Raw genomic sequence first — 15,631 nt, 5'->3', positions numbered from 1 at the left:
CCTCGTGCTCGGGCCGGACCGGCCGGCGCGCCCCGTGGACGGGGTCATCAGCGGCTGGCACGAGCCGGGCGCCTCGCACCTGCTGCTGCTCGAGGCGGTCGCCGGGCCGGGCGTGGTGGCCCGGGCTTACGCCGAGGCCGTGCGCGAGCGCTACCTGTGGCACGAGTTCGGCGACAGCGCCCTGCTCCTGCGTGACGGTGCCTGCGGCGCGGCGGGCGACTGACCCGGCATACGCCTCTGACCGCACCGAACACGCGAAATCCGTCGCTTGGGGCCCGGATCGGGCCCCAAGCGACGGATTCGCGGTGTTCGGTCGATTAGACGGAGCCGTTGTAGACGTCGAGGCCGAACCGGTTGAGCCCGGACTGCCCGGCGTAACCGAGGTACGGCACCCCGAACAGGTCCTCGATGCTCGCCAGCAGCGAGTAGTGGTTGTACGACGTGCTGCTCACCGTGCCCGGCTTGGTGAACCGCGAGAGCACCAGCGCGCCGACCTTGCCGCCGCCCATCCCGGTGATCCCCGGCAGCGCGGCGTTCGGCCCGGGGCCCTCCCCGCAGCACGCGGTCGCGTCGGACTGCGGGCCGTCGGACTCGTCGAAGGTGATGACGAGCATCCCGTCCTGCTGGAACGCGGGTGAGGAGGTGATCCGCGGGACCCAGGTCTTGAGCCACTCGTCGGCCGAGGCCAGCCCACCCGGGCGGCCGTCCACGCAGGGCGAGTCGTGGCCGTCGTCGCAGAGGTTCGGCGTGATGTAGCTCAGGTTCGGGGTCGTGGAGGCCGAGCCGAGGTCGGAGGGCAGGGCCGACAGGTCGACGACGTGGTCGGCGCACGAGGGTGAGTCGATGACCGAGTGGAAGTACATGAACGGGTTGTGCCGCGTGGCGTACTGGTCGCCGACCTTCGCCTTCTGCGTGTCGTCGACGGCGCCGATTTGCGGGTGCCGGCAGGGCGTGCCCATGTCCTCCATGTAGCCGCGCCAGGTCAGCCCCTTGCCGGTGAGCTGGTCGGTCAGGTTCGGCACGCTCGTCGGGAAGACGCAGCCGGAGCCGACCGCCTGCCCCGGCGAGACCGTCCCGGACCCGGTGAAGTCCGAGTACGTCTGGCAGTCGCCCTGCATCTGGCTGTTGGGGCCCTGGCCGCTGACCTGCGCCACGTAGTTGGGCTGGCTGTTGTGCGCCGTGCCGTAGTAGCTGGACAGCAGCACGCCCTGCGACCGCAACGTCTGCGACAGGTACGGCGCCGCGGACCCGGGACCCCACGTCTCGTCATACCCCTTGTTCTCCAGGTTGATGACGAACACGTGCTTGATTGGAGGCAGGTATGCCGTGCCGGCGGCGGGCTTCGGGGCGGCGGCAGAGGCGGTGGTCGCCACCGCGACGAGCGTGGTGAGGGCGGCCGCGGCGGCGGCCAGGGCGGCCGTGCGGCGTCGGGGTCGGATCATGCGGGCAGGCTCCATCCGTTCTTGGTGGCAAGGTCCTTGAGGGCGTGCCAGTCCTCGTAGTCGGCGAAGCCCCCCGGCGGGCAGGGGGTTCCGTAGAAGGGCGGCACGTCGTAGCGGGGCGCGGCCAGGTTGACCGTGGAGAAGTCCAGGACCTCGGCGAGGTTGTTGGCGGCGGCGTCCCGCGGGGTGAGCGGGGCCAGGCCCCAGCGCCACTCGATCATCTTCAGCACCGAGGTGTGGTCGTAGACGCCGTGCGCCACGTGGGAGCGGCGGGCCCTGGGCGAGATCACCAGGCAGGGCACCCGGAAGCCGCGCAGGCTGCCGTACTCGGGGTGGGCGTCGGGCGCCGTCGTCGGCGCCACGTGGTCGAAGAAGCCGCCCCACTCGTCGTAGTTGATGACCAGCGCGGTCCGCTCCCAGCTCGGCGACGTCGTAACGGCCTCGTAGACCTGGTCGAGGAAGTACTGCCCGGCGCGGATGTCGGCGTGCGGGTGGTCGTCGGCCGAGGACCCGGTCGACTCGTCGAGGAACTTGGGGTCGACGAAGCTCACCGCCGGCAGCGTCCCGGCCTTCGCGTCGGCGAGGAACGACGCGTACGGCTTCGAGATGTCGACGTACTTGTCGCCCCACAGCGCCAGGAACGGGGTGTCGTTGAAGTAGTAGGTGCCCGTGACCCCGGCGTCCTTGAGCCGGTCCCAGATGGTCGGCATGGTCGAGATGTCGGTGGAGTTGTGGATCCGGTCGGTCTGGGCGCTGTGCTGGTAGAAGCGGTTGGGGTAGGTCTCGGCCAGGATCGCCGAGAAGTAGCTGTCACAGACCGTCCAGTCGCGGGCGGCGCGGCCGTAGAAGGCCAGGTCGGCGTCGGTGTAGTAGCCGATGGCGAACTCGTCGTTGTCGCCCGAGCGCAGCCACCCGTCGCACTTCCCGTCGTTGTACTGCACCCGCCCGCCCTCGTAGGAGTGGTCCGGGTCGGGGTGGGCGCAGCCCTGGGTGTCGGTGAGGTGGTGGGTCCGGCGGGTCACGCCGTAGCGGTCGGTGTACGTCAGGCCCGCCTGCTTGCCGTTCGCCCCCGGCAGCCAGCCGAGGTAGTGGTCGAAGGACCGGTTCTCCATCATCACCACCACCACGTGGTCGATGCCGGACTCGGCCGGGGCGGGAAGGGTCGGCGTGGCTGCGGACGCGGGCAGCGCCTGCTCGAGGGCGGCGGCGCCCAGGGCGGCTCCGGTGCCGGCCAGCAGCTGTCGTCGGCTGATCTCCATGGCCGGGTCAACGGCGTTGCCCGGCAAAGGGTTATCCCGGACACCAGGAGTTCACGACTCGTTCACGGCGAAGGCGTCCGGCACCATGGTCCCGTGGTGCAGACGGTGGAGCTGCTGCTCGACGAGGCCCTCGAGGCGCAGGTGCTCGCGCAGTGGCGGGTCCTCGCCGACGCGGGGCTGCCCAGCCAGGCGTTGCACACCGGCCCGTCGAACCGCCCGCACGTCACCCTCACCGCGCAGGCCGCCATCCCCGCCGACCGCGAGCTCGGCCTCGCCGACGTCCTCGCCGGGCTGCCACTGGAGGTGCGGCTGGGGTCGGTCACCTGCTTCGGGCGCGACCGCTACGTGCTGGTGCGCCCGCTCGTCGCCACGGTCGAGCTGCTCCAGCTGCAGCGCCACGTCTTCGCCGTCGCCGGCAACGGCAACGGGGTGCGCGACCTGATGCGGCCCGGCCACTGGGTCCCGCACGTGACCCTGGCGCACCGGATGAGCGCCGAGCAGGTGGGGATCGCCCTCGCCGTGCTGCACGGCTCGGAGGAGACCGACGGGTATGCCGTGTCCGCCCGCCGCTGGGACAGCGAGGCCAGACGCGAGTGGGCCCTGGCCGCGCAGGAGTGAGTGCCGTGGACCGGTGGGCGCGGGTGTCGATGGTGGCGGCGGGGCTGGCCATGCTGGGCAACCTCGCCGGGCTGGTCTGGGCGGACGCGGTGTACGGCCGCGAGGTGACCGTGTTCGTGCAGCAGGCGGTGGCCCAGGACGTCGTCGACCTCGTGGTCGTCGGGCCGGCGCTGCTCGTCCTGGCAGCAGGTGTCCTTCGCGGGTCGGACCGGGCGTGGCTGCTGTGGCTCGGGGCCCTGGCCTTCACGGTCTACAACTACGTGATCTACGCGTTCACGATCCACGTCGGCCGGTTGTCGCTGCTGTGGATGGCGGTCCTCGGCCTGTCCGTGGCGGCGCTCGGTGCCGGCCTGCACCGGCTCGACCCGGCGGCGCTGGCATGGTCCGACCGGGTGCCGCGCCGCACCGTCGGGCTCTTCCTCGTCGTGGTCGGGGTGCTGTTCGCCCTGCTCTGGCTCTCCGAGCTGCTGCCGGCGGTGGTCCGCGGAACGGTGCCATCCAGCGCACGGGAGCTGGGCCTGCCGGCGAACCCGGTGCACGTGCTGGACCTGTCCTTCTTCCTCCCTGCGGTCGTCGCGGCCGGCGTGCTGGTGCTGCGACGACGCCCGCTCGGCCTGGCGCTCGCCCCCGGCCTCCTGCTGTTCCTCGTCCTGACCGGGCTGCCGATCCTCCTCACGCCACTCGTCGCCTCGTGGCGCGGAGAAACCGCGACGTGGGCTGTTGTGGTCCCGATCGGGGTGCTCACCCTGGTCACCGTGGCCGTCCTCGCCCGGCTCGTCCCCACCCTCGAGGAGGATCCGGCGCGGGGCCGGCGAGCGTAGGCTCGCTGCCGAGGACGACCCGGGGAGACCGCCACGACCGCGACCCGCCACTTCGAGTCACCCGCCCTGCCGCAGCGGGTCGTCTTCGGCGTGGGGTCTTTCGCCCGCGTGGCCGCCGAGCTGGAGGCGCTGGGGTCCCGGCGGGTGCTGCTCATCGCCTCGGCCTCGGCCAAGACCCGCGCCGACGACCTCGCCCACCGCCTCGGTGCCCGGCTGGCCGCGCGCGTGCACGAGGTCCGCCAGCACGTGCCGCAGGCGCTCGCCGACGACACGGTGGCCCTCGCCCGCGGCCAGGACGCCGACGCGGTGGTGACGATCGGCGGTGGGTCGGCCACCGGCCTGGGCAAGGCGGTCGCCCTGGAGACCGGGCTGCCCCTGCTGGCCGTGCCCACCACCTACGCCGGGTCCGAGGCGACCCCGGTGTGGGGCGTCACCGGGGAGCACAAGCGCACCGGTCGCGACCTGCGTGCGCTGCCCCGGGTCGTGGTCTACGACGCCGAGCTGCTCGCCGGCCTCCCACCGTCGACCACGGCCACTTCCGGGCTCAACGCGCTCGCCCACTGCGTCGAGGCGCTCTGGTCCCCGGACGCGACCCCGGTGACGGACCTGCTTGCCGCAGAGGCGATCCACCTGCTGGCCGCGGCCCTGCCGCGCGCGACGTGGAACCCGGGCGAGGTCGCCGACCGGGACGACGCCCTGCTCGGCGCGTGGCTCGCCGGCACGGCCTTCGCCGTGGCCGGGGGAGGCCTGCACCACACGCTGTGCCACGTCCTGGGCGGCACGTGGGGACTCGACCACGGCGCGACGCACGCCGTGCTGCTGCCCCACGTCACGGCATACAACACGGACGCGGCGCCGGACGCGGTGGCGACCGTCGCGCGGGGGCTGCGCGAGGACGACGCGGCCCGGGGGCTGTGGGACCTCGCCCGCACCCTGGCCGCACCGCCCTCCCTGGCCGCGATCGGCATGCCGGCCGGCGGCCTGGACGAGGCGGCCGAGCGGGCCGTGACGGCCGTGGGGGAGCGCAACCCACGGCCGGTGGACGTCGCATCGCTGCGACGGCTGCTGGACGACGCCTTCCACGGGCGCGCGCCCGGCGGCAGCGCACCGGGCCCTGCTGGGTGAAGGAGGCAGACATGGGCAGCTGGAACGGCATGACCTACGAGGGCAAGGACACGCTGCTGCGCGTCGTGCGCCACGAGGCCGAGGACTTCTACGCGCTCGCGGAGCGGCCGGGGGCCTGGGAGGCGCCCACCGGTTGTGCCGAGTGGCAGGTGCGCGACCTCGTGGGCCACCTCGTCGACGTCACCGAGAACTACTTCGAGCGCTTCGACGCGGCGCGCGGCGGTCTGGAGGTGGAGCCTGCCTACGGTGTGCGCGGCATGGCCGAACGGGCCGGTGAGCGCGGTCGCTCGTTCCGGGAGGTGCCGCAGGCCGAGCTCGTCGAACGCGGCCGGACCGACTTCGCCAAGATGATGGGCCTGCTCGAGGCGCTGAGCCCCGAGGACTGGACCGGACTGAACGTGCCGCACTACTACATGGGGCGGCTGCCGGCGCACTTCTACGCGGCCTTCCAGCTCATGGACTACGGCGTGCACACGTGGGACATCCGTGAGGGCGGCGGCCGCGAGCACGCGCTGTCCGGTGAGGTCGCCGACCTGCTCGTGCCGTACATGTTCGTCCTCTGGTCGGCCACCGCCGCACCGGACCCGGAGGCGGCCCCGTTCGAGATCGGCATCCGCGTCGCCAGCGGCGCCAACGCCGGCGACACCCGGGTGAGCGTGGGGCCGGACGGCCTGTCCTACGCGGCCGGCGACCTCGCCGACCTGACCGTGCTCGAGTTCGACGCGGGAAGCTTCGTGCTCACCGCCTTCGGCCGCTGCCACGGCGGCACGGTCCGCGGTGACCGCACGGTGGCCGACCGCTTCCTGAACCTGTTCTTCCGGATCTGAGGAGGTCGCATGACCAGCGAGATCGACCTGGCCGCCATCGACGCCGAGCGGGAGCGGTTGCGCACGACCTACCTGCGCTCGCCGCGGGAGCGGCCGGCGTCCTCGGCGCGCGGGCTGCACCACTTCGCCGTGGTCTGCTCCGACGTGGAGGCCACCATCCGCTTCTACCAGGAGCTGCTGGAGTTCCCGCTGACCGAGATCTTCGAGAACCGGGACTACAAGGGCTCCAACCACTTCTTCTTCGACATCGGCAACAACAACCTGCTGGCGTTCTTCGACTTCCCCGGCCTGGGCGTCGGGCCGTACGCCGAGGTGCTCGGCGGGCTGCACCACATCGCCATCTCGGTCGAGCCGGAGAAGTGGGAGCGGCTCAAGGGCAAGCTGCGCGAGGCCGGCGTGGACTACCAGGAGGAGAGCGGCACCTCGATCTACTTCCGCGACCCCGACGGCGCGCGGCTGGAGCTCATCGCCGACCCGCTCGGGGAGATGTACGGCACCTCGGTGCTCTGACCTGGCGCCGCTGCGCGGTCCGGCTCTGCCGCGCAACGGTGCGCCCTGCCGAGGTCAGAACCTCGGCAGGGCGCCGTCTTCCGCGGCAGAGCCGGTATGCCGGGCGGTTCAGCCTCGCGTCGCCGGTCGACGCGGCCGCCCGGAGCTCCGGCTCCACGCCACAGGAGGCTGAGGTCAGGTCACCACGCGGTAGCGGGTCATCATCCCGGCGCTGATGTGGTCGTTGACGTGGCAGTGGAACAGCCACGTGCCCGCGTTGTCCGGGACCATGTCGGCCACGATCATCGAGGCCGGCAGCAGGTTGACCACGTCCATGCGCATCCCGCCGACGAGCACGTCGTTGCCGTGCCAGTGCGGGGTGTGCAGGTCGACCTCGGTGCCCATGCTCATGACGTACCACCGCACCCGCTCGCCCTTCTGCAGTGTCAGCAGCGGCTGGTTGCCGTAGACGTAGCCGTTGACCGAGTGCATGAGGTTGGACTCCTCGAAGCCCTCGTCATCCGGTGCCGGCGCTGGTTGGGCGTACCGCTTGATGTTCTCGGCCAGGTAGGAGCTGCCGCCCTCGTTCATCACCGAGAACAGCTCGAACACCTCACGGTCCACGTCCTTCGGACTGCCATCGGCCCGGCCCATGCCCTTGGCGGTGATGACCATGAAGCCCTGCAGCCCGGCGTAGGTGTCGGCGACCTCGTCGGTGTGCGAGTGGTACATCCACATCACCGAGGACCCGTCGTGCGGACCGGGCCCGGCCCGGTCGGGCACCAGCCACGTGTAGGTGTGCCGGCCGCCGCGGGGCACGGCGTCGTCGAGGGTGTCCTGGCCGGAGGTGTTGTCCGCGTAGGGCGCCCCCTCGGAGGCCTTCTGGTAGAAGACGCCGTGCGGGTGGACGCTCGCGCCGACCGAGCAGCCGTTGCGGAACACGACCTTGACCGTGTCGCCGACCTCAGCGCGGATGACCGGTCCGGTGAAGCCCAGGTAGGCGTCGTCGGACGTCGGCGCGCTGCGGTGGGTGAAGGTCGCGTCGGTGTACTGCCGGTACAGGCACTTGAGGTACGTCGAGCCGATCCGCGCCGGCCCGCGCTTGACGAAGACGTCGGCCACGTCGTCGAAGTCCTTGTCCGTGACCTGGTTGCTGCCGGTGGGGGCGTAGTTCCACTCCACCTCGTCGGCGCCGACGTAGTAGGTGCGCACCCGGCCGGTCGGGTGGAACGGCGCCCCGCCGACCTGCTGCCAGTAGCCGTCACCGGTCATCGCGCCCTTGGCCGGCGCGGCCGCCGCCGCGTGGCCGGTATGCCCGGTCCCCGCCTCCGCGGACCCCGTCGCCAGCCCGAGGCCCAACGCCGAGACGAGGGTGCCGGTGGCGCCGAGCGCCACCCACCTGGCCGCCCTGCGCGACCGCTCGGGCCCGGTGCGCACGGCCCACAGGACCGAGGCGACCCACACGAGCACACACCCCGCCAGCAACAGCATCCTCATGGCGAACCTCCGCCCGACGGGGCGCCCGCTCAACGCCCACTTCGCCCGATGGTCGCGTTCACAGCAAACACACAGATCCGGCGATCGGATGAGGCGGCCTGCCGCAATCGCCGGACGCCGCCGCCCCGGGACATAGTCCTCTGCCCCCGGCACCGGGCGCGGCCGAGCGTAGGAGGGTGACGGTCACCCTGGCGCTCGCCGGCGACACCATGCTCGGGCGGGGCGTCGGCGCGCACCTGGCCGACCACCGGGTGCGGGACCTGTTCGGCGACGCGTTGCTGGAGGTCGTCCACGGCACGGACGGGGTGGTGCTCAACCTCGAGTGCTGCGTGTCCGCCCGGGGCCGGCCCTGGCCCGGGCGGGTCTTCCACTTCCGGGCCCCGCCGCGGGCTCTCGAGGCACTGACCCTGCTCGGCGTGCGCTGCGTGACCCTGGCCAACAACCATGCGCTGGACTACGGCGTCGAGGCGCTGCTCGACACGATCGACCTCGTCCGGGCGGTCGGCATCGCGGTGACCGGCGCCGGCGAGGACGAGACCGAGGCGCGCGCCCCGGCGCGGGTCACCGTCGGCGGCCAGTCGCTCACGGTGGTCGGGGTGACCGACCATCCGGAGGAGTACGCCGCCGGCACGGACCGGCCCGGCGTGGCGTGGGCGGACCTGCCCGCCGGGGTGCCCGGGTGGGTGACCGACGCGGTGGCGGCCGGACGGCATACCGGGGCGGTGCTGGTGACGCCGCACTGGGGACCGAACATGACCAGGGAGCCCCCGGCCCACGTGCGGGCCGCGGCGCGGGCCCTCGTGACGGCCGGGGCCACGCTCGTTGCCGGCCACTCGGCGCACGTCTTCCACGGCGCGGCGGCCCCGGTGCTGTTCGACCTCGGCGACTTCCTCGACGACTATGCCGTCGACCCGCGGCTGCGCAACGACCTCGGCGTGCTGTGGCTGGTCACCCTGGACGGCGCGCAGCTGGCCCGCGCCGAGGCGGTGCCGCTGCGGCTGGAGTACGCGCACACCGACGTCGCCACCGGCGACGACGCCCGGTGGGTGGAACGCCGGATGCGCCGGGCCTGCTCCGCCCTCGGGTCGACGGTCACCGGGACCGCCGACCGGCTGGAGCTGGTGCTGCCCTGAGCGCAGGGTCAGACGGGCGTCAGACGCCGCGCCGGCGACCGCTGCGTGGGCCGTGGGTGGCGACGTCGGGACACAGCTGCTCCACTGCGACGAGGCCCGAGCGGAAGAAGTCCAGCGCCTCGTCCGGGTCGAGGACCATCTCGTCCCAGTGGGTCGTGAGCAGGTTGTCGATGTAGCGGGTGGTGGGGACGTGGACCCGGCCTTCGTCATCGAGCCGGACCCGCCGTCGCATCGACTGGGGGGAAGCCATGGCGCACAGCCTTGCAGCGGGGCGGGTCGGTTGGCACGGGACCTCCGGCCCTGTCGTGGGTGTGCCCTGCCTCACCGCGGGTGCCCGGCGCCGGTGTCGGCGCGGTCCCCTAGGTTCTCCGCCCGTGAGCGACTTCGTCGACGCCATCGGCGTCCAGGTGCACCACGTGACCCACGGCCCGGCGGCGGGTCCCGACGTGCCGACCGCCGTGCTGCTGCACGGGTTCAGCCCTGACCACCGGCTGATGACCGGCTGCTTCGAGCCGGTCTTCGAGCGCCGGCGGGAGTGGCGTCGCATCTACCTCGACCTGCCCGGCATGGGCCGCACGGTCGCCCCGGACTGGGTGCGCGGCACCGACGACGTCTTCCGCGTGGTGCAGGCAGCGGTGGCCGCCCTGGTGCCGACCGGCCCGTATGTCGTGTGCGGGGAGAGCTTCGGCGGTTACCTCGCGCGTGGGCTCGCCGCCGCGGAGCCGGGTCGCGTCGAGGGACTCGCCCTGGTGGCGCCGATGGTCGTCGCGGAGCACGCCGAGCGGGACGTCCCCGGGCACCGGGTGCTGCACCGTGATGAGGAGTTCATGGCGAGCATCGGCGGTGGCGGCGAGGAGTTCGACGAGATCGCCGTCGTGCAGGACGCGGTCACGTGGCGGCGCACCCAGGAGGAGGTCGTGACCGGTCTCGAGGCGGCCGACGTCGTGGCGCTGGACCGCATTCGGGAGTCGTGGACCGGGACGTTCCCGCTCGACGGGGAGGCACCGTTCGACCGGCCGGCGGTCTTCGTCACCGGGCGGCAGGACAGCTCAACCGGCTACCGCGACCTGTGGCAGGTGCTCGAGCGCTACCCGCGAGCCACGTTCGCGGTGCTCGACCGGGCCGGCCACAACGTGCAGATCGAGCAGCAGACGGTGTTCGAGGCCCTGGTGCACGAGTGGCTGGACCGGGTCGAGGAGGCGCGAAGGACGGTGCGGGACGGGCAGGCCGGAAGGTAGCGTCGCGGCCGTGATCATCCGCGAGGCCACCGACGACGACTGGCCCCACATCTGGCCGTTCTTCCAGCAGATCGTCGCGGCGGGGGAGTCCTACGCCTTCCCCCTCGACCTCGACGTCGACACCGCCCGGCCGTGGTGGATGGAGCAGCCGCCCGGGCGCACGGTCGTCGCCGTGGACGGCGACCGGGTGCTCGGCTCGGCCAAGATGGGCCCGAACCGGCCCGGCCGCGGCTCCCACGTGGCCACGGCGAGCTTCATGGTCGACCCGGCTGCCGCCGGCCGTGGGGTGGGCCGCCTCCTGGGCGAGCACGTCCTGGAGTGGGCGCGTGGGGCGGGCTACCGCAGCATGCAGTTCAACGCCGTGGTCGAGACGAACACCCCTGCGGTGATGCTCTGGAAGGCGTTGGGGTTCACCCTCATCGGCACGGTGCCGGAGGCGTTCGACCACCCCCGACACGGCCTGGTGGGCCTGCACGTGATGTACCGGGAGCTCTGACCGGGTGCTCTCGGCGTTCGTCCCCATCTGGGCGCTGACGCTGCTCGGCTACCTCGCCGGACGCTTCCGCCTGCTCGGGGGCTCCGACGCCGACCGGGTCCTGGGCAGCTTCGTGTTCCACCTGGCCATGCCGGCGGCGCTGTTCACCTCGCTGTCGCGGACGTCGCTGTCACTGAGCGGGCGGGGCATCCTCGCCTTCGCCGTGAGCACCGTCTGCGTCATGGGAGCCGGGTTCGCCCTGAGCCGCGTCGCGTTCGGCCGCAAGGACGGTGAGTCGACGATCGGGGCGATGGCCGCCGGCTACGTCAACTCCGCGAACCTCGGCATCCCGGTCGCGCTGCACGTGCTCGGCAATGCCTCGTTCCTGACCGGCGTGCTGCTCTTCCAGGTCCTCGTCGTGACGCCACTGGTCCTCGTGTTGCTGGACCGGGCGGGCGACCGGCGGGCGCTGCACCCGACCCGGCTGCTGACCCTGCCGCTGCGCAACCCGGTGATCATCGGCCTGGCCGCCGGCGCGCTCTGCTCGGCGTTCGGCTGGCGGGCCCCCGCCGTCGTGGCCGGTCCGCTGGCCCTGCTCGGCGCCGCTGCGGTGCCGTCCGCGCTGGTGGCGCTGGGCCTGTCGCTGACGGTGCGCGGCCCGGCCCTGCACGGCGAGGGCCGTCAGGTGGCGCTGCTGTCGGCCCTCAAGCTGGTCGCGCAGCCGCTGGTGGCCTGGCTGGTGGGACTCGCCCTCGGCCTCGGCCGCGTCGAGCTGTTGGCGCTCGTGGTCTGCGCCGCGCTGCCCACCGCCCAGAACACCTACATCTTCGCCCGCGAGTACGGCCAGGGGGCGCCGGTGGCCCGCCGCACCGTGGTCGTGACGACGGCCGCGTCGATGGCCACCCTCGCGCTCGTCGGCTGGGCCCTGGGCTGACCGGCCCGCACCCACCCGCTGACCCGGCCACACGGCATACCCGCGTCCCTTCCGCCGGGGCCGCGCCGGTGCTTGGCTGGATGCGTCGCCCTGGGGCGGCGCAGGGAGGGTGTCATGAGCGAGGACGCGAACCGCCGCAAGCCACCGGCCCGGCTGGTCAAGGCCACGGCCCCGTTGGCGGCGCGGCTGGCGGGGCACCGCTGGTTCCCGGCGTGGGCGGTGCTGCGCCACCGCGGCCGGCGCAGCGGGCGCGCCTACGCGATCCCGGTGGCGGTGCTGGTGACCGGCGACGGCTTCGTCATCTGCCTGCCTTGGGGGACGCAGACCAACTGGGTGCAGAACGTCCTGGCCGCCGGCGGCTGCGGGCTGCGCTGGAAGGGGCGCGAGCTGCGGCTCACCGACCCCCAGCTCGTCGGCACCGACGTCGCCCTCGCCGCCGCGGGACACTTCGAGCGTCTGGTGATCCGCCGCCTCAACTTCCCCGGGTTCCTCCGGCTGCGCCGGGTGTGAGCGCCGGACCCGGCAGGGTCGCGACCCCGCCGGGGTCATAGGTTCGTCGGCATGCTCGCCGTGGAGAACGTCACCGGACCGATCGCCTACCACGCGGAGGGGCCGGCGTGGTCGCCCTCCTGGGGCGGGCTGCGCTGGGTCGACATGACCCGCGGTGACCTGCTGACGCTGCGTGACCACGGTGTGGACCGGCTCCACGTCGGCGACGTCGCGGCCTTTCACCGCCCGCGCACCGGCGGCGGCTTCGTCGTCGCCCTCGAGCGCTGTCTGGGGCTCGCGGACAGCCCCGACGGCCCGGTCCGCGCCCTGCCCGAGGTCTGGTCCGACCCGGGCGTGCGGTTCAACGACGGCGGCTGCTCCCCGGCCGGGACGCTCTACGCCGGGACGATGGGCTACGACGCCGCGCCGGGGCGGGGCCGGCTGTTCCGCATCGGCGCCGACGGAGGGCGCACCACGGTCCTGGACTCGGTCGGCATCTCCAACGGCATCGCGTGGTCGCCGGACGGGACCCTGGCCTACTACGTCGACAGCCTCACCGGCCGGATCGACGTCTTCGACGACGTGGACGACCACCTCGTGGGGCGCCGCCGGTTCACGACGGTTGAGGGCGGTGGACCGGACGGCCTGACCGTGGACGCCGAGGGCGGGGTGTGGGTCGCGTTGTGGGGCGGCTCCGCCGTCCACCGGTATGACGCGTCCGGCACCCTGAGCGAGGTCGTGGAGATCCCCGCGGCACAGGTCAGTGCCTGCACGTTCGGCGGTGAGGACCTCGGCACGCTGTTCGTCACCACATCCCGGGAGAACCTGCCCGAGGGGGAGGACCCGCAGGCGGGCTCGGTGTTCGCCGTCCAGCCGGGGGTGCGCGGCCTGCCGGTCCTGCCCTACGCCGGCTGAGCGGGCCGCGGCGAGCGTAGGGTGCGGCGGTGCCCACGCGACTGCTCACCCTGGACGACGTCCCCGCGCTGACCGACCTGCTCGAGCGCAACCGGGAGCACCTGGCCGCGACCTCGCCGCACCGTGACGGGGACTGGTTGACCGTGGAGCGGCAGCGCGAGGCCGCGGTCCACGCGCTCGCGGAGCACACGGCGGGGCGCCGGGTGCCGATGGTCATCCTCGACGCCGCGGGCGAGCTCGCGGGCACGCTGAACCTCAACAGCATCATCCGCGGGGCGTTCCAGTCCGCGAGCGTCGGCTACTGGGTCAGCGCCGACCGCACCGGTCGGGGCCTCGCCACCGCGGCGGTGGCCGACGCGCTCGCGCTGGCGTTCGGTCCGCTGGCCCTCCACCGGGTGCAGGGCGAGACCCAGCCGGCCAACGTGGCCTCCCAGCGGGTGCTGCTGCGCAACGGCTTCGTCGAGTACGGTCGCGCCCCGCAGTACCTGCACCTCGGCGGCGCCTGGCGGGACTGCGTGCTGTTCCAGCGGCTCAGCACGGACTGACCGCGGCCGGCGCCGGCCGGGTGCGGCTCTGGTGGACGGTCAGTGCGTGACGAGCGCCTTGAGCGCGACCATGGCGATGCCGAACAGGCCGGCGGTCGCGGTGCTCCCGGCCAGGCGCCAGCCGGTCAGCCCCGCCGCCCGGCCGGCCGTCAGCCCGTGGATGACCAGGAGCACCACCGCGACCGCCAGGGCAAGGAAGCTCGCGACCACGGGGGTGGCCCCCAGCAGTGCGGCCACACCCAGCACGATCAGGGGGATGTATGACGCGGCCACCAGCTGCCAGGTCGCCCCGACCAGGCCGCGCAACTCCCGGCGTCGGGGGAGCCGGCCGGCGTGGATGTGTTCGGCCAGGATCTCGGCGTAGACCTCGGCCACCCAGTAGACCAGCAGGGTGACGAACACCAGGACCTCGAGCAGCGCGGGTCGCAGGTTCCCCCCGGCGGTCGCCAGCACCGAGGCGGTGACGATGGTGCCGTAGATCCCGGCAGCACGAGCCCGCCGCGACGGCTTGGCGCCCGTTGTGACGTTCATGGCCGTCCTCGTCTCTGCCACCGGCCGGGGTCGTGGCGCCGCGCGGTGGCGGGGCCCACCTCATCGTCCCGCCACCGGCCGGTTGCACAACCCGCACCGAGGTGGACAGGAGCGGGACGTTCTCCCCTGACCCGGTCCGCCGCCACCGGATTCCGTGGGGACATGGGCCGGAGGCATCCCCTCGCCACGGCGGCGCTGAAAGCGGGCGCCGCGGGCGCGGCATACCTGCTGGTGGTCCGTCCGCGGCTGCTGCGCTGGGGTGCGACCGACGCCGAGGTGGGCGCGGACTTCCCCGGGCGCGACATCGTCCCCGGCGGCGCCCGCGCCGCGACGATGGCCACGACGATCGATGCCCCACCCGCGCGGGTCTGGCCGTGGCTGGCGCAGATGGGGACGGATCGCGGCGGGTGGTACAGCTGGGACCGCCTGGACAACTTCGGCCGCCGGAGCACGAGCCGGCTGCACCCGGAGTGGCAGGCGGTGGAGGTGGGGGACCGGTTCGCCGCCAAGCCTGACGGGAGCCAGTGGTGGGAGGTCGCGGCGCTGGAGCCGGAGCGCTTCCTGGCCCTGCGGATGTCCCTTGACCTGCGCGGGCGCCCGTTCGACCCCGCCGGCGAGCGGCCGGCGCGGTTCACCGACTCGACCTGGTCCTTCCAGCTCACGGAGCTGCCCGGGCAGCGCACCCGGCTGGTCGTCAGCGGCTACTGGTCGCTGCGGCCGCGCTGGCTCCAGCCGCTGATGAGCGTCCTGGTGCTGGAGCCCTCGCACTGGGTCATGCAGACCCGGCAGTTCGCCAACCTCAAGCGCCGCGTCGAGGGCCGGTCGCCGGGGGCGGTGACGCCGTCCGGGCTCAGCTGACGCAGAACTCGTTGCCCTCCGGGTCGAGCATGACGACGTAGTAGTAGGGGTCCTCCGGGTCCTCTCCACCCGTCCGGCGCTCCACCCTGGCGCCCAGTCCCACCAGCTCGGCCACCTTCGCCTCGACGAGCGCGACCCGTCGGTCCAGGGTCAGGGTGTCGTCACGGCCCGTGGGATACAGGTCGAGGTGGACCCGGTTCTTGCCCGCCTTCGTGTCCGGCACCTGCTGGAACCACAGCGGCGGGCGCAGCCCCTCCGGGTCGAAGAGCCGGTCACCGAACGCGTCCTGGCCGCCGAGCCGGCTCCGGTAGTGCGCGTTCCAGGTGGTCTGTGGCTCGGCGGATGGCACCGGCTGGTAGCCCAGGGCTGCCGACCAGAACCGCGCGAGCAGGGCGGGGTCGTTCGCGTCGATCGTCAGCTGCCAGAACACCATGG

At 73.2% G+C, this 15,631-nt stretch carries 20 protein-coding genes; 14 read left to right on the top strand and 6 right to left on the bottom strand.

What is annotated here, in order from left to right; all coding sequences use genetic code 11:
• The coding region (locus VF825_RS15770) for an S-adenosylmethionine:tRNA ribosyltransferase-isomerase (RefSeq protein WP_331115023.1) at window positions 1-223 on the top strand (223 nt) is incomplete at its 5' end.
• Window positions 224-317: 94 nt separating this feature from the next.
• Here VF825_RS15770 and VF825_RS15765 read toward each other — a convergent pair.
• Both VF825_RS15765 and VF825_RS15760 read right to left on the bottom strand, forming a co-directional pair.
• Window positions 318-1,442 (bottom strand): alkaline phosphatase family protein, encoded by a 1,125-nt coding sequence (locus VF825_RS15765; protein ID WP_331115021.1) that lies wholly within the window; start codon window positions 1,440-1,442, stop codon window positions 318-320.
• Complete coding sequence (locus VF825_RS15760; RefSeq protein WP_331115019.1) at window positions 1,439-2,728, bottom strand: alkaline phosphatase family protein; 1,290 nt, start codon at window positions 2,726-2,728, stop codon at window positions 1,439-1,441. Before VF825_RS15760 ends, VF825_RS15765 begins: the two co-directional genes overlap by 4 nt.
• A 66-nt stretch (window positions 2,729-2,794) precedes the next feature.
• Between VF825_RS15760 and VF825_RS15755 the strand changes: the two genes are divergently transcribed.
• The 5 genes from VF825_RS15755 to VF825_RS15735 all read left to right on the top strand — a co-directional run bounded on the left by VF825_RS15755 (window position 2,795) and on the right by VF825_RS15735 (window position 6,602).
• Window positions 2,795-3,319 carry a 2'-5' RNA ligase family protein gene (locus VF825_RS15755; RefSeq protein ID WP_331115017.1) on the top strand — a complete coding sequence of 175 codons (525 nt, stop codon included), beginning with the start codon at window positions 2,795-2,797 and terminating at the stop codon, window positions 3,317-3,319.
• 5 nt (window positions 3,320-3,324) lie between these two features.
• Entirely contained in the window at window positions 3,325-4,140 is an 816-nt protein-coding gene (locus tag VF825_RS15750; RefSeq protein ID WP_331115015.1) for a hypothetical protein, read from the top strand.
• A 66-nt stretch (window positions 4,141-4,206) separates the two neighbouring features.
• Window positions 4,207-5,265 (top strand): maleylacetate reductase, encoded by a 1,059-nt coding sequence (locus tag VF825_RS15745; protein ID WP_331115025.1) that lies wholly within the window; start codon window positions 4,207-4,209, stop codon window positions 5,263-5,265.
• An 11-nt stretch (window positions 5,266-5,276) separates the two neighbouring features.
• Window positions 5,277-6,092, top strand: coding sequence for a maleylpyruvate isomerase family mycothiol-dependent enzyme (locus VF825_RS15740; protein ID WP_331115013.1), 816 nt, complete (start codon window positions 5,277-5,279; stop codon window positions 6,090-6,092).
• Window positions 6,093-6,101: 9 nt separating this feature from the next.
• Window positions 6,102-6,602, top strand: a complete 501-nt coding sequence (locus tag VF825_RS15735) for a VOC family protein (RefSeq protein WP_141789712.1) — start codon at window positions 6,102-6,104, stop codon at window positions 6,600-6,602.
• Window positions 6,603-6,776: 174 nt separating this feature from the next.
• On the opposite strand, the gene VF825_RS15730 is transcribed toward VF825_RS15735, so the two are convergent.
• On the bottom strand, window positions 6,777-8,078 hold the full coding sequence (locus VF825_RS15730; protein WP_331115009.1) for a multicopper oxidase domain-containing protein: 1,302 nt from the start codon (window positions 8,076-8,078) through the stop codon (window positions 6,777-6,779).
• Between the two features lie 176 nt (window positions 8,079-8,254).
• Between VF825_RS15730 and VF825_RS15725 the strand changes: the two genes are divergently transcribed.
• On the top strand, window positions 8,255-9,211 hold the full coding sequence (locus VF825_RS15725) for a CapA family protein (protein ID WP_331115007.1): 957 nt from the start codon (window positions 8,255-8,257) through the stop codon (window positions 9,209-9,211).
• A 19-nt stretch (window positions 9,212-9,230) separates the two neighbouring features.
• On the opposite strand, the gene VF825_RS15720 is transcribed toward VF825_RS15725, so the two are convergent.
• On the bottom strand, window positions 9,231-9,461 hold the full coding sequence (locus tag VF825_RS15720; protein WP_331115005.1) for a hypothetical protein: 231 nt from the start codon (window positions 9,459-9,461) through the stop codon (window positions 9,231-9,233).
• Between the two features lie 124 nt (window positions 9,462-9,585).
• On the opposite strand from VF825_RS15720, the gene VF825_RS15715 reads away from it, so the two are divergent.
• From VF825_RS15715 to VF825_RS15690, 6 genes are all read left to right on the top strand, one after another.
• Complete coding sequence (locus VF825_RS15715) at window positions 9,586-10,449, top strand: alpha/beta hydrolase (protein ID WP_331115003.1); 864 nt, start codon at window positions 9,586-9,588, stop codon at window positions 10,447-10,449.
• Window positions 10,450-10,459: 10 nt separating this feature from the next.
• Window positions 10,460-10,945 (top strand): GNAT family N-acetyltransferase, encoded by a 486-nt coding sequence (locus VF825_RS15710; protein WP_331115001.1) that lies wholly within the window; start codon window positions 10,460-10,462, stop codon window positions 10,943-10,945.
• A gap of 4 nt (window positions 10,946-10,949) precedes the next feature.
• The gene (locus VF825_RS15705; protein ID WP_331114999.1) at window positions 10,950-11,858 is read left to right on the top strand and encodes an AEC family transporter; all 909 of its coding nucleotides are present in this window, start codon (window positions 10,950-10,952) and stop codon (window positions 11,856-11,858) included.
• Window positions 11,859-11,972: 114 nt separating this feature from the next.
• Window positions 11,973-12,368: a nitroreductase family deazaflavin-dependent oxidoreductase gene (locus tag VF825_RS15700; protein WP_331114997.1), complete on the top strand. Its 396-nt coding sequence runs from the start codon at window positions 11,973-11,975 to the stop codon at window positions 12,366-12,368.
• A 51-nt stretch (window positions 12,369-12,419) separates the two neighbouring features.
• Window positions 12,420-13,262 carry an SMP-30/gluconolactonase/LRE family protein gene (locus tag VF825_RS15695; protein WP_331114995.1) on the top strand — a complete coding sequence of 281 codons (843 nt, stop codon included), beginning with the start codon at window positions 12,420-12,422 and terminating at the stop codon, window positions 13,260-13,262.
• A gap of 29 nt (window positions 13,263-13,291) precedes the next feature.
• Window positions 13,292-13,807, top strand: a complete 516-nt coding sequence (locus tag VF825_RS15690; RefSeq protein ID WP_331114993.1) for a GNAT family protein — start codon at window positions 13,292-13,294, stop codon at window positions 13,805-13,807.
• A gap of 39 nt (window positions 13,808-13,846) precedes the next feature.
• Here the strand turns inward: VF825_RS15690 and VF825_RS15685 are convergent, their stop codons facing one another.
• A complete protein-coding gene (locus tag VF825_RS15685; protein WP_331114991.1) occupies window positions 13,847-14,338 on the bottom strand; it encodes a hypothetical protein in 492 nt (163 codons plus the stop codon).
• A gap of 162 nt (window positions 14,339-14,500) precedes the next feature.
• On the opposite strand from VF825_RS15685, the gene VF825_RS15680 reads away from it, so the two are divergent.
• Window positions 14,501-15,196, top strand: coding sequence for an SRPBCC family protein (locus tag VF825_RS15680; protein WP_331114989.1), 696 nt, complete (start codon window positions 14,501-14,503; stop codon window positions 15,194-15,196).
• Here the strand turns inward: VF825_RS15680 and VF825_RS15675 are convergent.
• On the bottom strand, window positions 15,189-15,629 hold the full coding sequence (locus VF825_RS15675; RefSeq protein WP_331114987.1) for a VOC family protein: 441 nt from the start codon (window positions 15,627-15,629) through the stop codon (window positions 15,189-15,191). The genes VF825_RS15680 and VF825_RS15675 overlap by 8 nt on opposite strands.
• Window positions 15,630-15,631: the final 2 nt, after the last annotated feature.

The organism is Oryzihumus sp. (assembly GCF_036391795.1).
Classification (GTDB): Bacteria; Actinomycetota; Actinomycetes; order Actinomycetales; family Dermatophilaceae; genus Oryzihumus.
The sequence above is the reverse complement of the archived record's forward strand: the minus strand, read 5'-3'. Positions and strand labels throughout refer to the sequence as shown.